This is a genomic window from Marinomonas sp. UCMA 3892 (assembly GCF_012726345.1).
GTDB lineage: Bacteria > Pseudomonadota > Gammaproteobacteria > Pseudomonadales > Marinomonadaceae > Marinomonas.
Genome location: NZ_PTXN01000012.1, coordinates 101781 through 126061 on the forward strand (window position 1 = coordinate 101781; position 24281 = coordinate 126061).

The window sequence follows — 24281 nt, forward strand, 5'->3', positions numbered from 1 at the left end:
AAGCTGGTCGAGCATTAACTGTTTCACTTTGGCTGACTCCTAAAAAATCGTTAAAAAGGCGCTTCGTCGTTTTCTGAGTCGCTATTTTTAGACGAACTGTTTTTTGACGTACTGGTTTTTACTTGCTGACTTTTTTGCTCTATGACTGCCAATAAATCGTTCCAAGACTGAGTAAAAGCGTCCGCGTCCTCTTGTTGGAGCTGATCAGCCAGTGCGCCAACATCAATGCCTTCTATGGCGAATTCCAACAGCTTGCTTTCAGCATCAACACCATCAATCGACATCACGCTAGACAAAGCTCCGTCTTTCGAGAAGCTTAGTAATGTCTTTTCTGGAATCGTATTAATGGTGTGTGGCGCAGCAAGCGCTGAGACGTAATAAGAGTCAGAAATAGTCAGATCTTTGCTTCCCGTGCTGGCCCAAAGTAAGCGTTGTGAGTGGGCGCCAGCCGCCTTTAGCGATTGCCAATGTGGCTCGGCCAGTAGCTCGCAGTAATCTTTGTAAGCTTGTTGGGCAATGGCGGTACCAAGATGATTACGTAAGTCAGAAGACACTCGGTCATTGACGGCAACATCCCAACGACTGATAAACAACGAAGCGACTGAGCCGACTTTCGGATCAAGTCCTTTTGCAATTCGTCGTTCGATACCGCGCATGTAAGCTTCCGCCGCGGCGACATATTGCTCGCTGGAAAACAACAAGGTCACGTTAACGGGAACACCAGCAAAAATCGTTTCTTCGATGGCCGCTAAGCCTGCTGGTGTACCGGGAATTTTAATAAACAAATTGGGGCGTTTAGCGCGTTTATGCAGATCCACCGCCGCCGCAACGGTGCCAGCGGTATTGTTCGCCAAGAGTGGAGAGACTTCTAACGAGACCCAACCATCCATACCATCAGTATTGTCGAAGATAGGACGCAATACATCCGCTGCACGGGTTAAATCTTCTAGCGCCAGTTCGAAAAATAGCGCTTCACCCGATAAACCGTTTGCGGCTTTTTCGGCGATGGCTTGGTTGTAGTTATCACCGTCCTTTATTGCTTTGTCGAAAATGGTCGGATTCGACGTCAGCCCCGTCACATTCAGATGATCAATATAGTGCTGTAAGGTGCCGCTGTTGAGCAGCTCACGAGTAATATTATCGAGCCAGATACTTTGACCTAGCATATGCAATTGATTGGTTGTGTTCATTCCTTCAAATGGATTGCTGCCTTCAAATGGATCGCTGTCTTTTATAACATTCATAGTGCCTCCGATGGCGCAGAACGCGCTTTCACAGCGTCAAGACCAATGCAAAAATCGTAATGGATCAGCTCGCCGATGTGTTCAATGGTGACATCGGCCGCTGGATAAGGATGTGTCTTTTCTGGATCGTGGGCGTAATGACCTTGTCTTGGAAAAACGGTAGTAAGGCGGCTTCCCCAAGCTTGTTTCATAGCGGTCAGAATACGCAATTTATCGTCCACCATGACATAACGCTTGGCGGGATAATGTTGCTCGACCGCATCGAGCATGGTTTCTTTGTGGATATAAATCAGCACCTGACCATGCACTGCTTCCCATAAGCCTGAACGCTTAATTTTGCGTGGCTGCAGGACGGCTTCGCCATCAGTCAAAATGACGGTTTTGCCTAAGGTTTGCAGATGTTTAATGAGTGCCAATGCATCGGCATAAAGCCGATCCACAAAGGGATATTCAAGAAAAAACTCAGCGATTAAGAGCCCACGAACATCATCAAGATGTTCAAGGCGATACTGTTGTAGCGCGCCTAGATAATCCACATAACCACGCTCTGTGCGTAATGTTTCGAATATCACCCAATAACGAGCGCTGTTTTCCACGCCAATTTCACGAATTAAAAACGCCCTCAACTCCACTAAAATGCGGTCGTTGTCGAGCAAGGTGTTATCAACATCCAGCAGAAAAACAATCTCGTCTGTTGCTCTACTATTCACCATTAGTTGGCCGCAACGGAATATTCGCCACGGCGCGCTGCTTTGTCGTTGGCCGCGCCTTGAAGTAAGACTTTTTGAGCCGCTTCAATATTGTCATCTTGTCCGAGCCAAACTTCTAACGCGGGCAGTTCAATCGCCCGAGAGAATGAAAACGTCAGCGCCCATGGCAAGCGAGATCTGTATCGGCTATTCATGGCATTTAAACGCGCCGAAGCCAGTTCTGGTGTTTGTCCGCCGGATAAAAAAGCAATACCCGGCACCGCCGCAGGGACAGTACGCAACAAGCAATGTACTGTCATATCAGCGACGGTTTCGACACTTTCCTGTATTGCACAACATAATCCGGGCAACACCATGCTGGGTTTTAACAACAAGCCTTCTAGCAACACGCCTTGCTCATTTAAGTGTTGGAAAACCGCCTGTAAGACCGCTTCTGTCACTTGCGCACATTGTTGCAAGGTATGGCTGCCATTCATCATCACTTCAGGCTCGACAATAGGAACCAGCCCAGCTTCTTGGCACAAAGCCGCATAACGTGCGAGAGCATGAGCATTGGCTTCAATACAAGCTTTAGATGGCGTGACTCTATCAATCACCCTTGTTTGAATAGCGTCGACATCAATGCTGAATACCGCCCGCCATTTTGCGAAGCGCGCGCCCATCAGGGCATAAGCCTCCAGCCGTTCACGCAAACCGTCTAAGCCTTCGGTGACTTTTTCGCCCGGATGCCCCGCCATATCGACAGCACCGGCATCGACCTTGATGCCGGGAATAATGCCGGCATCCATCAGTACATTTATGAACGGCGTACCATCTTGAGTGTGTTGGTGAATGGTTTCGTCAAACAAAATAACACCACTCACGCTATCGCTTAATCTTGGTGTGGTGACGATCAACTCTCGGTAAGCCCGTCGCATGTCTAAGCTTTGTGCGATACCCAATTTGGCAAAGCGGCGATTGCACGTCGCCACACTTTCGTCCATTGCGAGCAGGCCTTTATCATCGGCCATCAAGCGCTTAGCCGTTTCTATTAAGTGACCTGTAGAGCCGATTGCTTGGCTTGATGAGCTCGAATCATTCATCCTTATTACTCCATTTCCAATCGCGAATTTCCGGCATATCGACACCGTATTCATTGATGTACTGACGATGCTCTATCAGTTTTTCGCCTAACATGTGTTTTAACTCGACGCCTTTCACGCCGGTTTGCGGTAGTCGGTCAATCACATCCATTACAAGGTGAAAGCGATCCATGTCATTCAATACGGTCATGTCAAAGGCCGTAGTGATTGTGCCTTCTTCTTTGTAACCGCGAACATGGATATTGCGATGATTGGTACGGCGATAAGTTAATTTATGAATGAGCGATGGATAAGCATGAAAGGCAAAAATCACCGGTTTATTTTCGGTAAACAAAAGATCAAACTCGGCATCATTCAAACCATGTGGATGCTCGGTTTGAGGCTGCAGCTTCATTAAATCCACTACGTTCACCACACGAATATTCAACGTGGGTAAATGCTTTCGCAAAATAGATACAGCCGCTAAGGTTTCTAGCGTTGGTACATCGCCACAACAAGCCATCACCACGTCCGTTTGGTCATGTTGATTTAAACCTGTGTCGTTGCTCGCCCAATCCCAAATGCCAATGCCTGCCGCACAATGTTTCGCTGCGGCGTCCATGTCCAACCATTGCGGTGCTGGATGCTTTCCGGCAACAACCACATTGACGTAATGCTTGCTGCGCAAACAATGATCCATCACCGAAAGCAAACAGTTGGCATCTGGTGGCAAATAGACTCGGACTATGTCGGCTTTTTTATTCACCACATGATCGATAAAACCCGGATCTTGATGAGTAAAGCCATTGTGATCCTGACGCCAAACATGAGACGCCAATAGATAATTCAACGAGGCGATCTTAGGCCGCCAAGACAAAACAGCGGTGACTTTTAGCCATTTCGCGTGCTGGTTAAACATGGAATCAACGATATGAATAAAGGCTTCGTAACAATTAAATAAGCCGTGTCGGCCTGTGAGCAAATAGCCTTCTAGCCAGCCCTGACACTGGTGTTCGCTAAGCATTTCCATCACGCGACCATTGGGCGCTAGGTATTCGTCATTGATTTTTGTGGTCGCTTCCCATTGTCGATTAGTGGTTTCGAACACCGCCTCAAGCCCATTAGAAATGGTTTCATCTGCGCCAAATACTCGAAAGTTCTCTTGGTTAAGCTTAACCACATCTCGCACAAATGGCCCGAGCACATGGGTATCGCCAACGCCGCGCACGCCGTGTTTCGGCACCGTACAAGCGTAGTCACGAAAATCTGGCATTTGTAAGGGTTTCAGTAGCAAACCACCGTTGGCATGAGGGTTCGCCCCCATGCGTCGCTCGCCTTTTGGCGCCAGTTCGACTAGCTCTGGTAACAAGCGGCCGTTGCTATCGAATAATTCTTGAGGGCGGTAACTGCGTAACCATTCTTCTATCAATGGCAAATGTTCTGGTTTCGACTCTGGATTAGAGATTGGCACTTGATGGGCATGAAAAGTGCCTTCGATCTGTACGCCATCAACTATTTTAGGGCCTGTCCAACCTTTCGGAGATTTTAGAATAATCATCGGCCAACGTGGACGCTCAAAGACACCATTGTCTTGGGCATTTAATTTAATCGCTTTAATTTCTCGAACGGCTTTGTCGAGCGCCGTCGCCATGGCTTGATGCATGTAGTTAGGATCACTGCCTTCGACAAAAATTGGATGCCAACCATAACCACGAAATAGCTGCTCTAGCTCTTGGTGACTGATTCGAGCCAGAACAGTTGGATTCGCGATCTTGTAGCCATTCAAATGCAAAATGGGCAAAACCACACCATCGGTATTAGGATTTAGAAACTTATTAGAATGCCAAGCGGTCGCCAAAGGCCCTGTTTCAGCTTCGCCATCACCCACCACACAGGCGGCGATTAATTCTGGATTATCAAATACCGCACCAAAGGCGTGACTCAATGAATAACCCAATTCTCCACCTTCATGGATGGAACCGGGACATTCGGGTGACGCATGGCTAGGAATGCCACCGGGAAAAGAAAACTGTTTGAACAGCTTTTGTAGGCCGACTGTGTCTTGACTTATATCAGGATAAATCTCGCTGTAACTGCCTTCCAAATACGTATTTGCCACCACGGCAGGACCACCATGACCGGGGCCAGAGATATAAATCATGCTTAAATCGTATTGTTTAATAATGCGATTCAAATGCACGTAGATAAAATTCTGTCCGGGCGTCGTGCCCCAGTGGCCTAGCAAGATTCGTTTTATATCAGCCAAAACCAAGGGCCGAGTCAACAGCGGGTTGTCATGAAGATAAATTTGACCAACCGACAAGTAATTACTCGCTCGCCAGTATCGATCCAGTAAGCTTAATTGATCCGGAGCTAGCGTTGCGGTTTGCATCGTCGTTTTTGGCACAGTGAGATGCTCCCTATTATTTGCTGGCGATTTCTTTCTTGATGCGAGAAAACTCTGCTTGTTCGATATCACCGCGAGCATAACGCTCGTTCAATATATCCAGCGCCGTTTTTTGAGTTTGTGCAAAGTAACGTCGATTAGATCGATAGCTGTAACCCCAATGCCCGAAACTAGAAATCAGCAAAAACCAAAAACCAATCCACAGCACCCAGCCCCAACCGTTCCAATATTCGTTATACATATCAATCTCCATGTCAAAACGTCGAAAGCCAGATGACTTTCAAACAAACTCGATAGCTCACTCTATAACGATAGGAAGACGAGATTCTGTGCGGTAACGAACGTTTAAAAATTCATCATCAAATATAGAAGAAAAAGCTCATTTAATATGGTCAAGATCAAGCCTTTACGCAGAACACACATTTGCTAACAAATCCTTTCAAATCCCCAGAATCTAAACACCCTGCACTTCCTTACAATGCTCGCATTATCCAAATGAGGTCTTGTTATGTGGCGCAAAGCGTTTGTTTTTCTTATGTTTTTTTCGGCATATGCGTCGGCGGGTTATTACGATGACACACAAGGGTTAACAGGCGATGCGCTCAAAGCAAAACTGCACAGCATCATTGATGGTCAAAAACCTCTGAAGTACACACAAAGTGGAAATACCGATTGGTACGACGGTAAGAATATCGACGTGTGGGAAGCACTGGTTTACACCGATTCCGCCTGCCCAGATGACAAACCCAAATGCGGCCTAGTGCAAATGCTTTACCTAGATGACGTGAGAAACATCAACCAAGCAAACCGAGGCAAAAGCAAAGACGATGCGTGGGACAGAGAACACGTTTGGCCAAAATCCCGCGGCTTTGCCAAACAAAGCCAAGACGGCTACACAGACCTTCATCACCTGCGCCCTGCTGACCGCAACCTAAACGGCGCGCACAGCAACTATGGCTATGGCATGGGCGGCGAAGCGATTTACGATGAGCTAGCTAACGGCAGCAAAGTATTGTCTGGCGCCTACCTAGATAAAAACAAAGAATCCTTCGAACCAACTGACCACGCCAAGGGCCAAATCGCCCGTATGGTCTTCTACATGGCTGCTCGATACGAAGCTGGCGACGACGCATCACCAGAAAACATGCCCGACTTAATTATAACCAAAGGCAATGACAAACAAAGCGGCCAACCCAGCATCGGCGACCTTTGTACACTCGTAGCGTGGAACGACAAATTCCCCGTCACCGCCTTTGAAAAACGCCGTAACGACCGAGTACAACAACTACAAGGAAATCGAAATCCGTTTATCGATCATCCAGAGTTTGTGGATGGAATATGGGGGAAAGAGTGCTCAACGAAATAGCTTTGTACAAATAAAACGAAGGGCTAAATCAGAGTTTCACCGGCGCTCATAGAAAAAGCCCAACCGACGTTCTAGACAAAGATCAGGTAAAACAGACGAAATTTGTTTACATTCGTGGCGATTCGTCAAATATTAGACTCAGCCCCTTTTCGTAATACTTCGATATGTCGCTTTGGCGATTGCCCAAAGAGGCGAGCATATTCGCGGCTGAAATGAGAAGGACTTTCGTAACCTACTTTGAATGCTGCACTTGAAGCATCAAGACTGTCATTTAGCATCAAGCGCTTCGCTTCGTTCAGGCGTAACCATTTCTGATACTGCAAAGGACTCATCGCTGTGTGTTCACGAAAATGATGGTACAAAGTGGTGCTACTCATTTGAACATAAGCAGCCAACTCTTCAATCTGAAAGGATTTTGCATAATGTGTTCTAAGCCAAGTGACGGCTCGTGAAATTCTGTGGGCCTGACTACCTGTCGAGGCAATCTGCCAAAGCCGACCCGCTAGATCACTATTCAACAGTCGATAATGAATCTCTCTCACAATGAGAGGAGATAACGTGGCTATGGCATCAGGCTCATCAAGTAAAGCCAATAAACGAGTAAAAGGCTCCAATAACGATGAAGTAACCGTTCCTATTGCCGAGCTTCCACTAATAGAACCTTCATAAGGAGGAGGCATACCATTTTGCGCAATAATATCTGCCATAAGTAGCATATCTAGCTTGAGCATTAGCCCTAAGCAAGGAAGATCTGGACTGGCATCGAGCACTTGTGAACTTGCAGGCAAATCGAGTGAGTTCAATAAAAAATGCTGAGTGTCATAAATGAAGTTTTGCTCCCCGACCAACAACTGCTTAGTGCCTTGAACGACAAAAAGAACACTTGCTTCAATCGTGCAAGGACAAGGTTCCGTTATTACTTCTCGGCGAAAAAAAGATAGGTTTTCGATTAACGTAGCGCAATCTTCCTGCCCTATTGTTTTTTCTTCGATAGCCTTAGCCAAGTCTTTTTGTATGCTGCTGATATCTCTATTCATGTATTTACTTCTAGTCTTTTGAGTGCGTTGAGTCGCATTGAATATCTTCAAAATATGATCTTTCCATAATAATTAGTGCACTACCCTAGGTCACGTGAAATTCTGCCATTCAGGAGTATCAGGCAAGAATCAGGCAGGATCCTGCTAACCCCCAAATACCCAGAGCTGTAAAACTAGATGCTAATGAATGCTTTCAGAAAGACGATGTTCAATGCCTCTTTGTGATCGACAACCGTTTTGCCTAACTTACTTATCTGGAGAATGACCATGGATAAACATACTGAAATTACAAATGTTTTAACTGAAAAGGATGTTCCTGATGAGGGACGTCGCAATATGATGAAACTAACTGGCGCAGGTATGGTTGCACTAGGCGTTGCTTCTCTAACTACTGGCAAAACCTTTGCTCAGTCATCAATAAAACTAAGCGATGAATGGGATAAAAAATTCGCCAAAAGTGACAAGGTTAATCATAAAAAAATAACGTTCAAGAACCGCTATGGTATTACCCTTGCCGCTGATCTTTACCAACCCAAAAATGCGTCTGGCAAATTACCAGCCATTGTCGTTGGTGGCCCTTTCGGTGCGGTGAAAGAGCAATCTTCTGGTCTGTATGCTCAAATAATGGCAGAGCGTGGCTTCGTCACTCTTGCTTTTGATCCATCTTATACAGGTGAAAGTGGTGGTGAGCCTCGTAACATTGCTTCGCCAGACATCAATACAGAAGACTTTAGCGCTGCAGTAGACTGCATTGGTATGCAAGGCAATGTGGATCGTGAACGTATAGGAATGATAGGCATCTGTGGTTGGGGTGGAATGGCATTAAATGCCGTTGCTGTCGATAAACGCGTCAAAGCAGTTGTAGCAAGCACTATGTATGATATGACTCGAGTCATGTCAAAAGGCTATAACGACAGCGTCACCCTAGAACAGCGTACACAAGGACTGAAACAATTAAGCCAACAACGTTGGGAAGATGCAGGTAAAGCTTCTCCAGCTTACCAAGCACCCTACAACGTATTAAAAGGTGGCGAACCGCAATTTATGGTCGACTACCATGATTACTACATGACACCTCGTGGCTATCACCCACGTGCGGTGAATTCTGGTAACGCTTGGTCACAGACGACGCCACTATCCTTTATGAACATGCCTTTACTGACCTATATCTCTGAAATTTCTCCTCGTCCGGTTTTGTTCATCCATGGCGAAAAAGCACATTCGCTTTATATGGGCAAAACAGCCTATGAAAATGCGGCTGAACCAAAAGAGATGATGATCATTCCTGGGGCAAGCCATGTTGATTTATATGATCAAGTGGATGTCATCCCATTCGACAAGCTAACAAGCTTCTTTAAGCAACACCTAGCTTAACCGTAATCAGAATAGTTAAAGTAACTTCTGCACCATGTGCGCTCTTTGGGCTCGCGTGGTGCTTTTTTTATAGAAAACAAGGCGTAACAAAAAACTATGGCGCTCACCACATCTGATATTCATGATGGAACATCAACAGACAAGACTGATAACACGGCTCATTGGAGTGGCGTTTTTGCCATGTCGCTATGCGTATTCACGCTGATAGCGTCCGAATTTATGCCTGTTAGTCTGCTAACCCCCATTGCCAGCGACTTACAAATTACAGAAGGAATGGCTGGCCAAGGTATTGCGATTTCTGGCGCCTTTGCCGTACTAACCAGCCTTTTACTGCCTATGCTAATTGGCACTATGGACCGCAAAAAGTTAATGCTGATGCTAACAGTCTTGATGGGGATCTCTGGAAGCATTGTCGCGCTAGCGCCAAATTATCCGACCTATATGCTTGGTCGTGCGCTCATCGGCGTAGTCATCGGTGGATTTTGGTCGATGTCCGCCGCCATGGCGATTCGATTAGTTCCAACGAACAAAGTACCTAAAGCTCTGGCCATTTTTAATGGTGGCAATGCACTGGCAACAGTAATTGCCGCACCATTGGGCAGCTATTTGGGCTCTATCGTAGGATGGCGAGGCGCATTTTTAGCTATCATTCCCATCGCACTAATCACTTTAATTTGGCAGTGGATCGCATTACCCTCTATGAAGGGAAAGGCACGCGAACCAGGTTCCGGCAATATTCTCAAGGCACTAAAAAGCCGCGCGGTTGCCTATGGTATGGCTGGATGTGGCGCCTTCTTTATGGGTCAGTTTGCCCTCTTCACTTATCTACGCCCTTTCCTTGAAACCGTCACACAAACCAGCGTATCAACACTATCGCTTCTATTACTTACTATTGGATTTTCAGGGTTTATCGGTACGTTAATCATCAGCTCAATACTAAAACGTACTTTATATGGTCTGCTTATTGGCATTCCCGTTTTTATGGCAGCAATTGCTGTAATGCTGATTCCGGCTGGAAGCGATGTTGCACCTGTCGCTTTATTACTGGCAATGTGGGGGCTATTCGCAACTGCTGCACCTGTCGCTTGGTGGACTTGGCTGGCGAAAGCAATGCCACATAACGCAGAAGCTGGCGGCGGTCTGATGGTTGCAGTGGTTCAATTATCCATTGCATTGGGTTCGACAATAGGCGGCATCCTCTTCGACGCAGACGGCTACCAAAGCACCTTTATTGCAAGTGCTGCTGTCTTACTCATTAGCGCCTTTCTGACGTTTCAAGCGTCTCGCATGCCAATACAGTAACGTACCTATCTATATACAAAATAAAATAACGAGGGCCCTATTATGAATAAATCCTTTCAAACCTATTCGGATAAAGCAAACATTTCAATCTTAATTACGGGCCGTCAGCATGTAAGAATTCTGAAGCGAGTTGGCCTTTCATTGCTGCTTTTACTGACGATCGGTAAAGGCTATACAGCGCAGTCAACAACAAAACCTGTCGCTGCTCAACCAGCATCCATAAACTCGGAGGAATCACGCATATGGATAACCATTGGAGAACATCGTTTCGCAGCGACCTTAGCCGACACTGATGCGGCACGTGAATTTGCGGCTATGTTACCGCTAACCCTAGACATGGATGATCTGAACAGTAACGAGAAGGAAGCCGATTTACCAAAAGCACTGTCAACTGATACCTATCGACCTGGCACAATTAATAACGGGGATCTAATGTTATGGGGATCGCGCACTATGGTTGTCTTCTATAAAACGTTTAATACTTCATACTCATACACACGTATTGGGCATATAGAAGAGGCTACCAATCTACCACAAGAATTAGGGTGGAGAAATGTACAGATAACATTTTCCAAAGAGTAACGTCTAACGATTATTAGATGTTACTCCAATAAATCTACGCTTATCGATCAACGAAAAAACGGCTAAAAAGATAAAAAAAGAGCCTCATCAGAGGCTCTTAGTATAATAAGTTGCGCAACAACAATACCCTGTAAGAACTAAAAATGCTTATCGACAGTTCTCTAATAGTCAATCGTCGTTTGAGTCATCCCAGAAGTCATCATCGCTATCACTTGGATCACCATAATATGATTCATCGTCGCCTTCATCATACTCGTCATACTCATCATATTCGTCGTATTCATCACTTAGAGAATAGTAACTAGCCATGGCTGACTCCGAGATAAAGATAGTACTTGGTAGTGTTATGGTTTGTGTAGTTTGTAGATACATCAGACAGCCCTCCATTCTCAGGCCAATCAAACAGGAATATTAAGCTTAGCAGGGAATATCTGATTTGGTAAAAGCAAATAATCTGAATTAATATTTCTACAATCTATAGTGATTATTTTAAAATTGATGCCCTATCAAAGGTCTTAAGAATGCTTGGGAGAAGGCTTGTTATGGGAGTCTACGGTGTGAAAGACAAGGCATTTTTTGTCGACAATCACTTAATGCCGTCTTTGTCATATTAAAAACAAAATACCCAGGCTCTTCTTCCAAATTAGCTAGACGCTCGCCGAATGGAGAGTACAGAACACTGTGACCATAGGTTTGTCTGGTTTCGTTATGCCAACCACATTGACCAACGCCAAGAACGTAACACTGATTCTCGATCGCTCGTGCGGCCAAAAGAATATCCCAGTGGGCTTTTCCAGTTACATAAGTAAATGCTGCTGGCACTAACAATACTTCAGCGCCTAACTTAGTCAATTCTCGGTAGAGCTCCGGAAATCGCAGGTCGTAACAAATGCTCAAACCTACTTTAAAACCATCTACGTCAATTACTTTTAAGGCCAACTCTCCCGGTTCAATAACTCCGGACTCTTTGTAAGACGTCGCTTTATCATCAACGGTTACATCAAACAAATGAATTTTATCATAGCGCTCATGCAAGAGACCGTCAGGCCCAATAACCCAACATGTTTGTCTTACTCGTTCATCTACAACCAGATCGCCGCTGGGTCTTAATAGCGAAGGATGTGATCCAACCACAAGATAGATTGAGTGTTCTTGAGCAAGTGCTGATATTTCTTTGAATATGATGTTCTGATCATCAGATTCAGCTAGGCTTCGCATTCCTTTACCATGAAACAAAAATACGTTTTCTGGTAATACAACCAATCGAGCACCGTCTCTTACTGCAGAAGCAACAAGATGCTTCACTTCTCGTACGTTGTCTTGCCAACTTATCCTACTTGTTAATTGAATAGCAGCAACACATAAAGTACTCATTATTTCGTTTTCTCTAATGGTTGATAGCGGATCGGCGTCATAACAGGGTCATTAAATGAGCCCTCTACTTTGTATTGCACACTGGTTACTTTTGACAACTGATCACCGATTAATTTGTCAGTAATAAACAGCAATCCAGCTAATTGTGGTGTGCCCCATAACAATCCAGCCAATGGAAGAGTACCTGTTAAAGGAAAAGTTGCGGTCAGCTTTTCATTTAATGTTTCAGTCACAATATTCGCTTCCCCAGCAACAACTAGCTCAGCTGAAGGAGCAATAATTGAAATTGGTGATGTGGTTTTTAAAATTCCCTTATCAAGAGAAAGCGTGCCACTAAATTTGTCATAAGTTAAGCCTGGTTCGTACACATCAGAGAAGTCTAATAATAAACGTCGACTAAGCGCGCCAATATTAAAGATACCTAATGCTTTTAAGAATGCCGGTAACTCATCTACTTTACTAAAATTACCATCTTCAGCCGAGAAGCTAATACGGCCCGAAACAGACTCACGATCAAAGTAGAACGGATGCCCTTTCCAGCTCAAACCGACATCAAATTTATATTTTTTAGAGGATACAAATGCATCATTCGAAAACTTTTTCGTCAATTCTGCTAGGTCAGCACCACTTGCCGCCATTGCTAGCTCGACACTGGAATTGTCTCCTTTGTCTTGCCAAAACAAACTACCTTTAAGACTACCTGTTTTTAATTTAGACGAAATAGGATCTATACGAACAACATCACCTTCTCTGGAAATAGCTAATTGCCAATCACCGTAAGGATTTTCATTAAAATATAGCTGATCAACAGACAAGGTCATATTAGGAATTTGTTTTGCTGAAATCGGCGATGACTGAGATTCAGGCTCAGAAGGGTCAGCTGGTGAAGTGTTCCAACTTAAAAAGCCAAAATGAAGATCAGGAGATCCATCTTTATTCAATAGAGAAAAGTTCATTTCATCAGAACTAACGAATAACGACTTATTTGTAGCCGAGTTATAAGCGACTTTAAAGTTGTGCCAAGTATTACTAGGATTAACAATTACTTCATCAACAATTAGGTCTACTTTACTTAGCCATTCAGGGACTTCTGGAACCTCAGCGCCTTCCGAGGATGTTGATACATCACTGGATAAATCAGTAAAAGCGGATTGCCAATCTTCAACATAGAATCGATCAAAGTCACCGGTTAGAACCAATCCTTTAGGAATTTTAGCATTTAAAGTTTGGTCTTTTCCGCCATTTAAAATCACCTCTCCACCCGCAAAGTCATTATCTTGCAGCAAAATCCTTGCCTTGGACAAGGTCGCATAATCCGCATCAATAACAATATCTTTTTCATGCTGCATCACTTTTATACGCAATGCTTTAGCTTCTTCTGCATTTTTACCAACAGGCTCAGGCAAGTTAATGTTTGCACCAAGCAAATCACTATCAATCACTAAATCAACTTGACCATCTTGCGACTGATTAACCGATAAGCGCCCAGTATAAGCTGCCTTACCAGATACTTTTTTGAGTGCTGCTTCTGGTAATTTCTGCCAAGCTGCTACCTGCTTTACATCAACGTCACCTGAAAAATCGCCGAAGACAGCAAGCCCACCGTTAGATGCTACAGCCGACGATAGTATAAGATGTGATGAACCGCCCAAGACCTGAGAATCAAATTCTGAATTGGTTATACCTTGCTCTGAACTATAGCTTAAGTGCCCATTTGTAACGTGGGTAGAAAGGCCAATATCATTGATCGCTAAAAGGTTGTCTTTGAAATCAAGATCCAATTGCACTTTTGGTTCAGCGCCTTCTTTAAAGGGAACGGCAACATCAAAACTACCTTTGACTTTACCGTCCAATTGCCAATTAGCAAATGGCTGTAAAACTGAGTCTGCCAGTGGAGTTGCCCTCAAGGTTGCTAAAATAAGCGGCGCGTTATTACTAACCTTCCCTTTAAGGTTTAACCAATCAGCAGAGCCATTCGAAATAGGAACCGTTAATAATAAATTGTTGACAGGTAAATCAAGTAAATTACCTGATTTGACCTGAACCGAAACACCAACTTCATCAAATTCAAAAAAGCCATTTACGTTAGTTGCTGTAGGCCAATTTTCATCAAACGTCACATCTGCATTACTTACATCTAACTGTACACGAACATGTGGTTCAGCATCATCAGATAATTCGCTTTGAACTAAGACATCAACATTGTCTACTTTACCTGTATCTGCAAACGCCCCTTTTATCCATGACATGACATCATCACTAAGAGCTTTTGGAGGAAGATACGTTAAACGATCCGTAACCGAGAGATTACTGCCATGTAAATCCAATGCAATCCAATCAGGTTCAGTGTCACGCACTTCTAACCGAAAACCACCACTTACATTCGCGCCATTACGTTGGACGACTAAATCACGACCTTCGACCAAGAAAACATCTTGCTGTTGCTGCCAGCTAACATAACCTGACAAAAAGCTGGTACGCCAAGACTCGTCATATATAGTATCGAAAGCTATTTCACTGTCTCTGCCACGAAAATCGACATAGCCACTTTCATCCGAAAGGCTAAGCACAGCATTAATATTACTTGCCTTGGGAATACCGTTATAACCTTTGATAGAAGCAGACTGTAGATTACTTAAAAATTGAAAAGACAATTCATCGTTTTCGCGCCATAAGCTAACAGAGCCATTTTTGGCCATTCCGTTTGGGTCAAGGCCGTTCAAAATTTTTGATGCATTTGTATCTTCAGGCAAAAAATGAGCCGCGATTTTATGTGCTAAGCCTAAATCAGCTCGCGCAAAGCTGATATTCGAGCGGTTCGTCACCGATGACCAGTCAAATGATAGATCTGTTGTCGGATAATTTAAGCCATCTTTATCTTTGACGAGCATGTCATGAACATCCACTCGTACACTTGGATGCTTTTGAGAATATCGGAGCTTAATAGAGGATGTCACCTCGTATTTCTGACCATCATCAAACGCCACATTTAACTGCGTTGCCTCCGTTCTGACTTCTAGTTCCTTGCCAACTAACGCATCCAACCAAATATCACCACCAAACTCTATAGAAGATAGCGAATACGAATTATCTGGCAACATATCATTTAAAGGGATGGAAAATAATGGCGCTTTAATCGATGCTTTAACTCGATAATTACTCAGCAAACTACGAGTCTGATCAATGCGAGCATCTAAATGAAAAGGTGATTCATAGTCGTCTAAATAAAGCTCTGACGTTAATAATGATTCAAACGACTTTTGGAATATGTATACATGAGGAATACGTACTAAATGTTGACCAAATTGATCACTGTTAACTGCCAATTCAGCATCATAAATAGAAAAATTTCTTTGTGCGGATAAATAATCTAAAACACGCTCAACACCCACTTCATTGCCGACATTACGCGAAGGTGTCGCGCCATTTAGTCGCCACTGACCATCGCTTTCCTGCAAACCAACTTTAGGCCGCACAAATCGAATGTAGGTGAACTGAGGACTCAACGTAAGAAGAGACTTAACCGTATCTAATCGCACTCGCATTTCATTAACAGTGATCGCAGATTGGCCATTTGCTTGCAACTTAAACCCACTAATAGAAACCGTTGGATCAACACCTTCGAGGCGACCACCAATTTCTTCTAGGGTAACGGGATAGCCCATAATTTGTTGAAGGTTATGCTCTATTTGAGGACGATAATGGTCTAGATAAGGCAGCAACTGCCCAACACTGACAGCAAAAATAGCAAGCAATGCCGAGAAAGCAATTGCTCCCCAAAAAGTAAAAAGGATCAGTTTACGCAACAACCAACGCATCTTAAGGCCTTTTTTTGCTAGCGCAAAACAACATCATATTGATCTTGCGTGTAGACAGAGTCCACTTGAAAACGAATCGTCTTACCAATAAAAGCTTCCAATTCAGCAACGGCAGCACTTTCCTCGTCAAGGAAGCGTTCTACTACTGTGCTTGCCGCCAATACGGTATAGGTTTGCGAATTATAAGCACGATCTGCTCTTAAAATTTCACGAAATACTTCATAACAAACGGTTTCAGGCGTTTTTACCAAACCACTGCCACGACAGGACCGACAAGGCTCACACAAAGTCTGACCAAGACTTTCTCGAGTTCTTTTCCTAGTCATTTCTACTAAACCAAGCTCAGAGACACCAGTAATTTTGGTTTTGGCATGATCCGCGTCTAATACTTTTTCGAGCATCCGCAACACTTGACGTTTATGTTCTTCATCTTCCATATCAATAAAGTCAATGATGATAATGCCACCAAGGTTTCTTAATCTGAGCTGTCGCCCTATTGCTGTCGCAGCCTCAAGATTGGTTTTGTAGATAGTCTCTTCAAGATTACGACTGCCCACAAAAGCACCGGTATTCACATCTATAGTGGTCATTGATTCAGTCTGCTCAACTAACAAATAACCACCAGATTTCAACTGCACTTTACGGTCTAATGCCTTGTGAATCTCATCTTCAACACTGTACAGGTCAAAAATTGGACGCTCGCCTGGATAATACTCAATACGATCTCTCAACTCAGGTATGAAGTCTTCGGCAAACGCCCGAAGTTTGGCGTAGTTTTCTTTAGAATCTATACGGATTTTTTCCGTTGTTAATCCCACTAAATCTCGCATAGTACGCAAATGCAAAGGTAGATCTTCATAAATAATAGAAGGCGCTTTGGCATTTTGCATACGGCGCTTAACAGACTGCCATAATCGTGTCAGAAATTTAATATCAGCAAGAATCTCTTCTTCTCTAGCTCGTTCGGCAGCGGTTCGCAATATATAACCACTGTTTTCATCTGCATCCGTTAGAGCTTCTGATACCAATGATTTAAGACGTTCGCGCTCAACTTCATCCTCTATTCTTTGGCTTACACCAACATGCGCTTGATCTGGCATATAAACCAGGTAACGAGAAGGGATAGACAGGTGAGTGGTTAAACGTGCGCCCTTCGAGCTAATAGGGTCTTTCGTCACTTGAACCACAAGCGATTGCCCTTCACGCAAATAATCACCTATCTGATCACTTGGGTTAACAGCATCACGATTTACGACTTCTGATACATGAATAAACGCCGCCCTTTCAAGACCAATGTCTACAAAAGCTGCCTGCATACCAGGTAGGACACGAACCACCTTACCTTGATAAATATTACCAACAATCCCTTTACGACTTGAGCGCTCAATATAAACTTCTTGCAATACACCGTTTTCAACTAGAGCAACACGAATCTCCATAGGAGTAACATTAATGAGTACATCTTCACTCATGAGACATTTCCTCTAGTGAATGAATTCCAAATTGGGTTAATAATTGCGCTGTTTCATAAAGCGGTAGCCCAACGACTGCAGAATAAGATCCTGAAATAGAGCGAACAAATACAGCCCCCAATCCTTGGATTCCATAAGAGCCAGCTTTATCTTTAGGTTCATTAGTTTTCCAATATTGATCTATTTCAACATCTGAGATTTCACGAAAAAGTACGTCGCTGATAACACATTTTGTTGCGACATGCTCATATTCTAAATTACAAAGACAAAGAGAAGTAATAACTTGGTGAGAGCGGCCAGAAAGCAGCCTTAACATAGATCTGGAATCTTCAAGAGATGCGGGTTTACCTAGGATACGACCATCAACCACAACGCTTGTGTCTGAGGCTATGAAAATGGCTGACGCGTTAACGTCTGTGTGCTGCTGATATTTCAATGAAGCCGCTTTGGCTTTTTCAGTTGCCATACGCACAACATAGTCTTCAGCCTTTTCTTGATGATTTGGAGTCTCATCTATATCGGCAGGCAATATCTCAAACTCTTTCACCAAGAGACTAAGTAGCTCTTTTCTTCTTGGCGAAGCTGAAGCCAAAACAAGCATAAACTTTCCCTAAAAACGGCCTAACGGATAGCATAAATGCGCCGTACGCTACGCAAAATAATAAATGACCAAGGCCATAATAGCCCAGTAATAACCGCAGGCATAAAGATCATTAAGGTCGGCTCAGCATGACCAAGATAGTGATCGATCCAAAAATCAAGCAGCTGATTAATACTGACTAGCAAGCAGATAAAAAAGCCCTGTTGCCAACGATGATACATTCGCAATCGCTTGTAAAATACAGCACATGTATAAGCAATAATGACATAGGTTAGCGAGTGTTGCCCAATTATGCCGCCCTGCAATAAATCGACCATTAAGCCCAGAAACCAAGCCAAGCCCACGCCAACACGAAATGGCAAAGCAATAACCCAATAAAGGATAACCAGCAATGCCCATTCGGGACGGAACCAAACAAGCTCTTCAGGAAAAGGCATGGCTTCAAGCATTAAAGCTGTCAGCAGAGTAATACAAAAAACAAAAATCGGTTTCATTATCGCCCTGCCTTAGGCTTTTCAATCAGCATAACATGACGGCTACGTCCCAACTGAGCTAAAGGAACGACATCTACATCTGCATAAGCCTTACCTTGCGTGTATTTAACACTTCTAACGACACCTACAGGGTAGCCACTTGGAAAACGTTTATCCAATCCTGAAGTGGTTAATATGTCACCTTTCTTAATATCAACAGATCGAGGAACACTCATTAGCTCTAAACGTTTTAAGTTTCCTGTGCCTCTCAAAATGCCTCTAAACCCTGTTCTAGTAAGCTGAACAGGAACAAAATGGCTCGCATCAGCAATCAATAATACTCGACTACTGTATGCCGCTGTTTCTACTACCTGCCCCAATACACCAGTTGCATCTAAAACCGGTTGACCAACGTAGGCACCAGAAGAAAAGCCTTTATCTATCATTAATTTATGACTGTACGCATTCTGATCAAAACCAATAACTTCCGCCATAACAATCTTTTCATCTACACGTTGAGAAGCATCTAGCAACTCGCGCAAACGAACATTTTCTGCTTGGAGGGAATCGAGACGCTGCTGGCGACTGCGCAGTAACAAAATTTCTGCTTGCAGGGATTGATTCTCTTTTACCAACCCTTCTCTACTTGCAAGATGTTCACCAGCCCAATTAAGCATTTTCTGAGGCGTATTCACCACAACCTGAATAGGCGTAACAAGCAAGGTCAAATAAGGCCTTGCTTGTGAGAAAACAGAGTAACGAACATCTGCAATGATCATCGCCATAGACAAAATAACCAGCACAACAAAACGAGTGCTAGACACCTTGCCACTATACTGAAGCGAATTTTTAATGGTGCGCTCCTAACTTTTACTCATTGTCTGCAGTAAAAAGCTCAGATGCGTGCTTATCCATTAACTCTAGGGCCATACCGCCGCCACGAGCAACACAAGTTAGTGGATCATCAGCAATAATAACTGGCAAGCCAGTTTCTTCACTGATTAAACGATCGATTTCACGCAATAAAGCGCCACCGCCTGTTAACACCAAACCAGTTTCACCAATATCTGCAGCCAATTCTGGTGGAGACTGCTCAAGAACACCTTTAATAGCCTGAACAATTTGCGCCAAAGGTTCTTGTAGTGCTTCTAAAATTTCAGTGCTGCTTAAAACAAATGACCGTGGAATTCCTTCGGCCAAGTTACGACCACGCACGTCGATCTGTAACTCTTCACCAGTGTGGTAAGCCATACCGATTTCAGTCTTGATTCGTTCTGCAGTTGCATCACCAATCAAACTGCCATATTGACGACGAACATAAGTTGTAATGGCTTCATCAAAGCGATCACCACCAACACGAATGGATTCAGATGTCACAATACCATTCAAGGAAATAATAGCGATTTCAGTAGTACCACCACCGATATCAATCACCATAGAACCTGATGCTTCCGCAACAGGAAGACCAGCACCAATCGCCGCAGCCATTGGTTCTTCAATAATATAAACTTCACGAGCGCCTGCGCCCAACGCAGATTCTTTGATGGCTCGACGCTCAACCTGTGTAGATTTGCAAGGTACACAAACCAAAACACGCGGGCTTGGTTTCAAAAAACTATTTTCGTGAACTTTGGAAATAAAATACTGCAACATTTTTTCTGTGACATGAAAATCAGCGATAACGCCATCTTTCATCGGGCGAATAGCCGTAATGTTACCTGGAGTACGGCCTAGCATACGCTTCGCATCGGTACCAACTGATGCTACTGTTTTCTGATTTCCATTATGACGAATAGCAACGACTGATGGCTCATCAAGCACAATCCCACGGCCACGAACGTAAATAAGGGTATTTGCCGTTCCTAAGTCAATGGACAAATCGCTTGAAAACATTCCCCTGATTTTCTTAAACATGAATTCTTACACCCTGATAATACGATACGAACAGCGTCAAAATGTAACAACCACGGGGCCAATGGGCAAGTTGATTCCGTGTAAAACTTAAAAAAGTTCCTATGTATTTCATTGTTTACTAAAAAAAATTTAATAAATAAAAAATAAGCCCTGTTTTTCCCCCTCTTCGCTTTATAGCAATACAACTAAGAGATACAATGGCAGCCATTTACGATAATCAAACTATCAGGTGGAACATGTCCATAGACAAACAAGACGTGCAAAAAATTGCACACTTGGCACGCCTCGCTCTTACTGAGACTGATGCCGACCAATACCAGCACTCGCTTTCTAGCGTTCTAGCACTTGTTGAACAAATGCAATCTGTTAATACCGATGGCGTTGAACCACTTTCCAATCCGCTTGAAATGACTCAAAGATTGAGAGAGGACATTGTCACCGAAGAAAATCGCCGTGACGCATTCCTAGCGAACGCACCGCAGACCGAAGCCGGCCTTTTCCTTGTACCGAAAGTGATCGATTAAGAGAGACAAGAATGTTCGAACAAAGCATCTCGACATTAGCACAAAAATTACGCAACAAAGATATCTCCAGTGTTGAGCTAACTCGCCTTTTCTTAGCGCGTATAGCCAAACTTGACCCACAACTAAATAGCTTTATCACTGTCAGCGAACAACGCGCCTTAGAACAAGCCGCAGCCGCCGATGCACTTCTTCAAAGCGGAAAAGGCACCAGTTTGACAGGTATCCCTGTTGCCCATAAAGATCTATTCTGCACGGAAGGTACGTTAACGACATGTGGCTCCAAGATGCTACATAACTTCGTTCCACCTTATGAATCCACCGTTACCAGCCGCATACAACAAGCTGGCGCCGTCATGTTAGGCAAAACAAACATGGACGAATTCGCTATGGGCTCTTCAAACGAAAATAGTTTTTATGGCGCAGTGAGAAACCCTTGGAACTTAGACATGGTTCCTGGCGGATCATCTGGCGGCTCAGCTGCAGCTATTGCCGCGGGATTGGCTGTTACCGCAACAGGTACAGACACTGGAGGGTCAATTCGCCAACCAGCTTCTTTCTGTGGCATTACCGGCCTTAAGCCAACTTACGGTCGTGTTTCTCGTTTTGGCATGATTGCCTACGCATCAAGCCTCGACCAAGGCGGCCCAATGGCCAAAAGCGCAGAAGATTGCGCGCATTTAATGCAAGCCATGGCCGGATTCGATGAAAAAGATTCTACTTCTGCAGACAAGCCAGCCGACGACTATTTAGCAAATCTAAATGCACCATTAACTGGTTTGAAAATTGGCCTTCCAAAAGAATACTTCGGTGAAGGACTAGACTCTAAAGTAGCTGACGTCATTATGGCGGCCGTCAAAGAGTTTGAAAAACTAGGCGCAACAGTAAAAGAGATTTCACTGCCAAATCTACAGCTTAGCATTCCATCTTACTATGTCATTGCACCTTCTGAAGCTTCTTCAAATTTATCCCGCTTTGACGGTGTTCGATTTGGTCATCGTTGTGACGATCCAAAAGACTTGCTTGATATGTATACGCGCTCGCGCGCCGAAGGCTTTGGCACTGAAGTGCAAAAGCGCATCATGGTTGGTACTTACGCATTATCAGAAGGCTACTATGACGCTTACTACTTGAAAGCACAAAAGATTCGTCGACTTATTAAAGAAGACTTTGTAAAAGCTCTTGAAGAAGTTGATGTCATTATGGGCCCTGTAGCACCAACTACAGCGTTTGGTCTTGGCAGCAAAACCAGCGATCCTGTTGCCATGTATCTGGAAGACATCTACACCTTGTCCGTTAACCTTGCTGGCATCCCCGCTATGTCTGTTCCTGCGGGCTTTGCAGATGGCATGCCTGTCGGACTTCAAGTCATGGGTAACTATTTTGCCGAAGCCAAGCTATTAAACATAGCGCATCAGTATCAACAACACACTGATTGGCATTTACAAACACCAACTATGGCAAAAGGAGCATAAGCATGAATTGGGAAGTTGTTATTGGCCTTGAGATTCATACTCAGCTCTCTACAAAATCAAAGTTATTTTCTGGCGCGGCGGTTGGCTTTGGCGCAGAACCAAACACACAAACCACGCTTGTCGATTTAGGTATGCCTGGCGCATTGCCTGTTTTCAACAAAGAAGCTTTGCGCATGGCCGTTATGTTTGGCCATGCCATCAATGCTGAAATTGGTATGACATCGGTTTTTGCCCGCAAAAACTACTTTTACCCAGATCTTCCAAAAGGCTACCAAACCAGCCAAATGGATCACCCTATTGTTGGTAAAGGTTACTTAGATGTAATGCTAGATGATGGCACTACTTCTCGTGTTGGCATCACTCGTGCACACCTTGAAGAAGACGCCGGCAAATCTTTGCATGAAGATTTCCAAGGCATGACAGGAATCGATTTAAACCGCTCAAGCACACCTTTGCTAGAAATCGTATCCGAGCCAGACATTCGCTCCGCAAAAGAAGCCGTAGCTTACGTCAAGATGATTCATTCTATTGTGACTTACCTTGGCATTTGCGATGGCAACATGGCAGAAGGCTCAATGCGCTGCGACATTAACTTATCGCTACGACCAAAAGGCCAAAAAGAATACGGCACTCGCACAGAGATCAAAAACGTCAACTCGTTCCGCTTTATCGAAAAAGCAATTTATACTGAAATCGAGCGTCAAGCTGACATTTTAGAAGACGGTGGACGCATCATTCAGGAAACTCGCCTGTACGATCCAGAGAAAAACGAAACTCGCAGCATGCGCTCTAAAGAAGATGCCAACGACTATCGTTACTTCCCATGCCCTGACCTGCTTCCAGTAGTGTTAACACAAGAATACGTTGACAATATCAAAGCGACCTTGCCAGAACTACCAAGCCAAAAAGCAGCACGCTTCCAAAGCGAGCATGCCCTAAGCGAATACGACGCAAACGTACTATCGTCTTCTCGCGCTATGGCTGATTTCTTTGAAAATGCCAACAATGTAGTTAAGGATCCAAAGCTAACCGCAAACTGGGTAATGGGTGAGCTAAGCAAGCTTCTTAACCAAGAACAGCTAGACATCGAAAACTCTCCAGTTAACGCTCAGGCATTTGGTGAACTACTGGTTCGAATCAAAGACAACACCATTAATGGCAAAACAGCGAAAGATGTTTTCCAAGCAATGTGGGATGGCGAAGGTTCGGCAGACGCAATCATTGAAGCAAAAGGCCTAAAACAAGTCACAGATACTGGCGCAATTGAAGCCATGATCCAGACTATTTTGGATGCCAACGCAGCTCAGGTTGAACAATACCGTGCCGCAGACGAAGACAAACAGAAGAAAATGATCGGCTTCTTTGTTGGTCAGGTAATGAAAGCATCGCAAGGCAAAGCCAACCCTGGCTTAGTCAATCCAATCCTTGCAAAAATGCTGAAAGGCTAATCGATTACATATGGCGCTTTAGCCTGAAAGCAAAAAATCCCGCACTTTGATGCGGGATTTTTTTTATTCTGAATAAATATATTATAGATCAGCAATCACCCT

General features: G+C 44.0%; 21 protein-coding genes. 7 read left to right on the plus strand and 14 right to left on the minus strand.

Going from position 1 to position 24281, the window contains the following annotated elements; translation table 11 throughout:
• Nucleotides 1-50: 50 nt before the first annotated feature.
• The 5 genes from tal to B6N13_RS16820 are packed head-to-tail and all read right to left on the minus strand — an operon-like array spanning nucleotide 51 to nucleotide 5663.
• The gene (gene tal, locus B6N13_RS16800) at nucleotides 51-1244 is read right to left on the minus strand and encodes a transaldolase (RefSeq protein WP_248280371.1); all 1194 of its coding nucleotides are present in this window, start codon (nucleotides 1242-1244) and stop codon (nucleotides 51-53) included.
• Complete coding sequence (locus tag B6N13_RS16805; RefSeq protein WP_169460043.1) at nucleotides 1241-1957, minus strand: HAD family hydrolase; 717 nt, start codon at nucleotides 1955-1957, stop codon at nucleotides 1241-1243. The genes tal and B6N13_RS16805 overlap by 4 nt, the downstream gene beginning before the upstream one ends.
• Nucleotides 1957-3036, minus strand: a complete 1080-nt coding sequence (locus tag B6N13_RS16810) for a class I fructose-bisphosphate aldolase (RefSeq protein ID WP_169460044.1) — start codon at nucleotides 3034-3036, stop codon at nucleotides 1957-1959. The genes B6N13_RS16805 and B6N13_RS16810 overlap by 1 nt, the downstream gene beginning before the upstream one ends.
• The gene (locus B6N13_RS16815; protein ID WP_348981554.1) at nucleotides 3029-5422 is read right to left on the minus strand and encodes a phosphoketolase family protein; all 2394 of its coding nucleotides are present in this window, start codon (nucleotides 5420-5422) and stop codon (nucleotides 3029-3031) included. The genes B6N13_RS16810 and B6N13_RS16815 overlap by 8 nt, the downstream gene beginning before the upstream one ends.
• A gap of 16 nt (nucleotides 5423-5438) precedes the next feature.
• Nucleotides 5439-5663, minus strand: a complete 225-nt coding sequence (locus tag B6N13_RS16820; protein WP_169460045.1) for an SHOCT domain-containing protein — start codon at nucleotides 5661-5663, stop codon at nucleotides 5439-5441.
• A 267-nt stretch (nucleotides 5664-5930) separates the two neighbouring features.
• Between B6N13_RS16820 and B6N13_RS16825 the strand changes: the two genes are divergently transcribed.
• Complete coding sequence (locus tag B6N13_RS16825; RefSeq protein WP_169460046.1) at nucleotides 5931-6788, plus strand: endonuclease; 858 nt, start codon at nucleotides 5931-5933, stop codon at nucleotides 6786-6788.
• A 125-nt stretch (nucleotides 6789-6913) separates the two neighbouring features.
• Here the strand turns inward: B6N13_RS16825 and B6N13_RS16830 are convergent, their stop codons facing one another.
• The gene (locus B6N13_RS16830) at nucleotides 6914-7825 is read right to left on the minus strand and encodes an AraC family transcriptional regulator (protein ID WP_169460047.1); all 912 of its coding nucleotides are present in this window, start codon (nucleotides 7823-7825) and stop codon (nucleotides 6914-6916) included.
• Nucleotides 7826-8092: 267 nt separating this feature from the next.
• Here B6N13_RS16830 and B6N13_RS16835 point away from each other — a divergent pair, with 267 nt between their 5' ends.
• From B6N13_RS16835 to B6N13_RS16845, 3 genes are all read left to right on the plus strand, one after another.
• Entirely contained in the window at nucleotides 8093-9199 is a 1107-nt protein-coding gene (locus B6N13_RS16835; RefSeq protein WP_012069649.1) for an alpha/beta hydrolase, read from the plus strand.
• A gap of 96 nt (nucleotides 9200-9295) precedes the next feature.
• Nucleotides 9296-10501 carry an MFS transporter gene (locus B6N13_RS16840; protein WP_169460048.1) on the plus strand — a complete coding sequence of 402 codons (1206 nt, stop codon included), beginning with the start codon at nucleotides 9296-9298 and terminating at the stop codon, nucleotides 10499-10501.
• Nucleotides 10502-10543: 42 nt separating this feature from the next.
• Nucleotides 10544-11083, plus strand: coding sequence for a cyclophilin-like fold protein (locus B6N13_RS16845; protein ID WP_169460049.1), 540 nt, complete (start codon nucleotides 10544-10546; stop codon nucleotides 11081-11083).
• 168 nt (nucleotides 11084-11251) lie between these two features.
• On the opposite strand, the gene B6N13_RS16850 is transcribed toward B6N13_RS16845, so the two are convergent.
• From B6N13_RS16850 to B6N13_RS16885, 8 genes are all read right to left on the minus strand, one after another.
• Nucleotides 11252-11392, minus strand: coding sequence for a hypothetical protein (locus tag B6N13_RS16850; protein WP_211172914.1), 141 nt, complete (start codon nucleotides 11390-11392; stop codon nucleotides 11252-11254).
• Nucleotides 11393-11623: 231 nt separating this feature from the next.
• Nucleotides 11624-12457: a carbon-nitrogen hydrolase family protein gene (locus B6N13_RS16855; protein WP_169460050.1), complete on the minus strand. Its 834-nt coding sequence runs from the start codon at nucleotides 12455-12457 to the stop codon at nucleotides 11624-11626.
• Nucleotides 12457-16275, minus strand: a complete 3819-nt coding sequence (locus B6N13_RS16860; RefSeq protein WP_169460051.1) for a YhdP family protein — start codon at nucleotides 16273-16275, stop codon at nucleotides 12457-12459. The genes B6N13_RS16855 and B6N13_RS16860 overlap by 1 nt, the downstream gene beginning before the upstream one ends.
• 17 nt (nucleotides 16276-16292) lie before the next feature.
• Nucleotides 16293-17747 (minus strand): ribonuclease G, encoded by a 1455-nt coding sequence (gene rng / locus B6N13_RS16865; protein ID WP_012069644.1) that lies wholly within the window; start codon nucleotides 17745-17747, stop codon nucleotides 16293-16295.
• Nucleotides 17740-18348: a Maf family protein gene (locus tag B6N13_RS16870; RefSeq protein WP_169460052.1), complete on the minus strand. Its 609-nt coding sequence runs from the start codon at nucleotides 18346-18348 to the stop codon at nucleotides 17740-17742. Before B6N13_RS16870 ends, rng begins: the two co-directional genes overlap by 8 nt.
• A 20-nt stretch (nucleotides 18349-18368) precedes the next feature.
• The gene (gene mreD / locus B6N13_RS16875; RefSeq protein ID WP_012069642.1) at nucleotides 18369-18842 is read right to left on the minus strand and encodes a rod shape-determining protein MreD; all 474 of its coding nucleotides are present in this window, start codon (nucleotides 18840-18842) and stop codon (nucleotides 18369-18371) included.
• Nucleotides 18842-19645, minus strand: coding sequence for a rod shape-determining protein MreC (mreC, locus tag B6N13_RS16880; RefSeq protein ID WP_012069641.1), 804 nt, complete (start codon nucleotides 19643-19645; stop codon nucleotides 18842-18844). Before mreC ends, mreD begins: the two co-directional genes overlap by 1 nt.
• Nucleotides 19646-19691: 46 nt before the next feature.
• Nucleotides 19692-20735, minus strand: a complete 1044-nt coding sequence (locus B6N13_RS16885) for a rod shape-determining protein (protein WP_012069640.1) — start codon at nucleotides 20733-20735, stop codon at nucleotides 19692-19694.
• A 236-nt stretch (nucleotides 20736-20971) separates the two neighbouring features.
• Here B6N13_RS16885 and gatC point away from each other — a divergent pair, with 236 nt between their 5' ends.
• Genes gatC through gatB form a run of 3 tightly spaced genes read left to right on the plus strand, consistent with a single transcriptional unit; the run spans nucleotide 20972 to nucleotide 24179 of the window.
• Nucleotides 20972-21259, plus strand: a complete 288-nt coding sequence (gene gatC, locus B6N13_RS16890) for an Asp-tRNA(Asn)/Glu-tRNA(Gln) amidotransferase subunit GatC (RefSeq protein WP_048814282.1) — start codon at nucleotides 20972-20974, stop codon at nucleotides 21257-21259.
• An 11-nt stretch (nucleotides 21260-21270) separates the two neighbouring features.
• Nucleotides 21271-22731 (plus strand): Asp-tRNA(Asn)/Glu-tRNA(Gln) amidotransferase subunit GatA, encoded by a 1461-nt coding sequence (gene gatA / locus B6N13_RS16895; RefSeq protein ID WP_169460053.1) that lies wholly within the window; start codon nucleotides 21271-21273, stop codon nucleotides 22729-22731.
• A gap of 2 nt (nucleotides 22732-22733) precedes the next feature.
• A complete protein-coding gene (gene gatB, locus B6N13_RS16900) occupies nucleotides 22734-24179 on the plus strand; it encodes an Asp-tRNA(Asn)/Glu-tRNA(Gln) amidotransferase subunit GatB (protein ID WP_169460054.1) in 1446 nt (481 codons plus the stop codon).
• The last annotated feature ends 102 nt before the right edge of the window (nucleotides 24180-24281 follow it).

Bases quoted from the DNA above. Each gene is read 5' to 3' on its own strand.
- B6N13_RS16805 (WP_169460043.1), bottom strand. From the start codon at position 1,957: ATGGTGAATAGTAGAGCAACAGACGAGATTGTTTTTCTGCTGGATGTT.
- B6N13_RS16830 (WP_169460047.1), bottom strand. From the start codon at position 7,825: ATGAATAGAGATATCAGCAGCATACAAAAAGACTTGGCTAAGGCTATC.
- B6N13_RS16820 (WP_169460045.1), bottom strand. From the start codon at position 5,663: ATGTATAACGAATATTGGAACGGTTGGGGCTGGGTGCTGTGGATTGGT.
- B6N13_RS16840 (WP_169460048.1), top strand. From the start codon at position 9,296: ATGGCGCTCACCACATCTGATATTCATGATGGAACATCAACAGACAAG.
- B6N13_RS16835 (WP_012069649.1), top strand. From the start codon at position 8,093: ATGGATAAACATACTGAAATTACAAATGTTTTAACTGAAAAGGATGTT.
- gatA (WP_169460053.1), top strand. From the start codon at position 21,271: ATGTTCGAACAAAGCATCTCGACATTAGCACAAAAATTACGCAACAAA.
- B6N13_RS16855 (WP_169460050.1), bottom strand. From the start codon at position 12,457: ATGAGTACTTTATGTGTTGCTGCTATTCAATTAACAAGTAGGATAAGT.
- rng (WP_012069644.1), bottom strand. From the start codon at position 17,747: ATGAGTGAAGATGTACTCATTAATGTTACTCCTATGGAGATTCGTGTT.
- B6N13_RS16850 (WP_211172914.1), bottom strand. From the start codon at position 11,392: ATGGCTAGTTACTATTCTCTAAGTGATGAATACGACGAATATGATGAG.
- B6N13_RS16845 (WP_169460049.1), top strand. From the start codon at position 10,544: ATGAATAAATCCTTTCAAACCTATTCGGATAAAGCAAACATTTCAATC.
- B6N13_RS16860 (WP_169460051.1), bottom strand. From the start codon at position 16,275: ATGCGTTGGTTGTTGCGTAAACTGATCCTTTTTACTTTTTGGGGAGCA.
- tal (WP_248280371.1), bottom strand. From the start codon at position 1,244: ATGAATGTTATAAAAGACAGCGATCCATTTGAAGGCAGCAATCCATTT.
- B6N13_RS16825 (WP_169460046.1), top strand. From the start codon at position 5,931: ATGTGGCGCAAAGCGTTTGTTTTTCTTATGTTTTTTTCGGCATATGCG.
- gatC (WP_048814282.1), top strand. From the start codon at position 20,972: ATGTCCATAGACAAACAAGACGTGCAAAAAATTGCACACTTGGCACGC.
- B6N13_RS16870 (WP_169460052.1), bottom strand. From the start codon at position 18,348: ATGCTTGTTTTGGCTTCAGCTTCGCCAAGAAGAAAAGAGCTACTTAGT.
- mreD (WP_012069642.1), bottom strand. From the start codon at position 18,842: ATGAAACCGATTTTTGTTTTTTGTATTACTCTGCTGACAGCTTTAATG.
- B6N13_RS16885 (WP_012069640.1), bottom strand. From the start codon at position 20,735: ATGTTTAAGAAAATCAGGGGAATGTTTTCAAGCGATTTGTCCATTGAC.
- gatB (WP_169460054.1), top strand. From the start codon at position 22,734: ATGAATTGGGAAGTTGTTATTGGCCTTGAGATTCATACTCAGCTCTCT.
- B6N13_RS16810 (WP_169460044.1), bottom strand. From the start codon at position 3,036: ATGAATGATTCGAGCTCATCAAGCCAAGCAATCGGCTCTACAGGTCAC.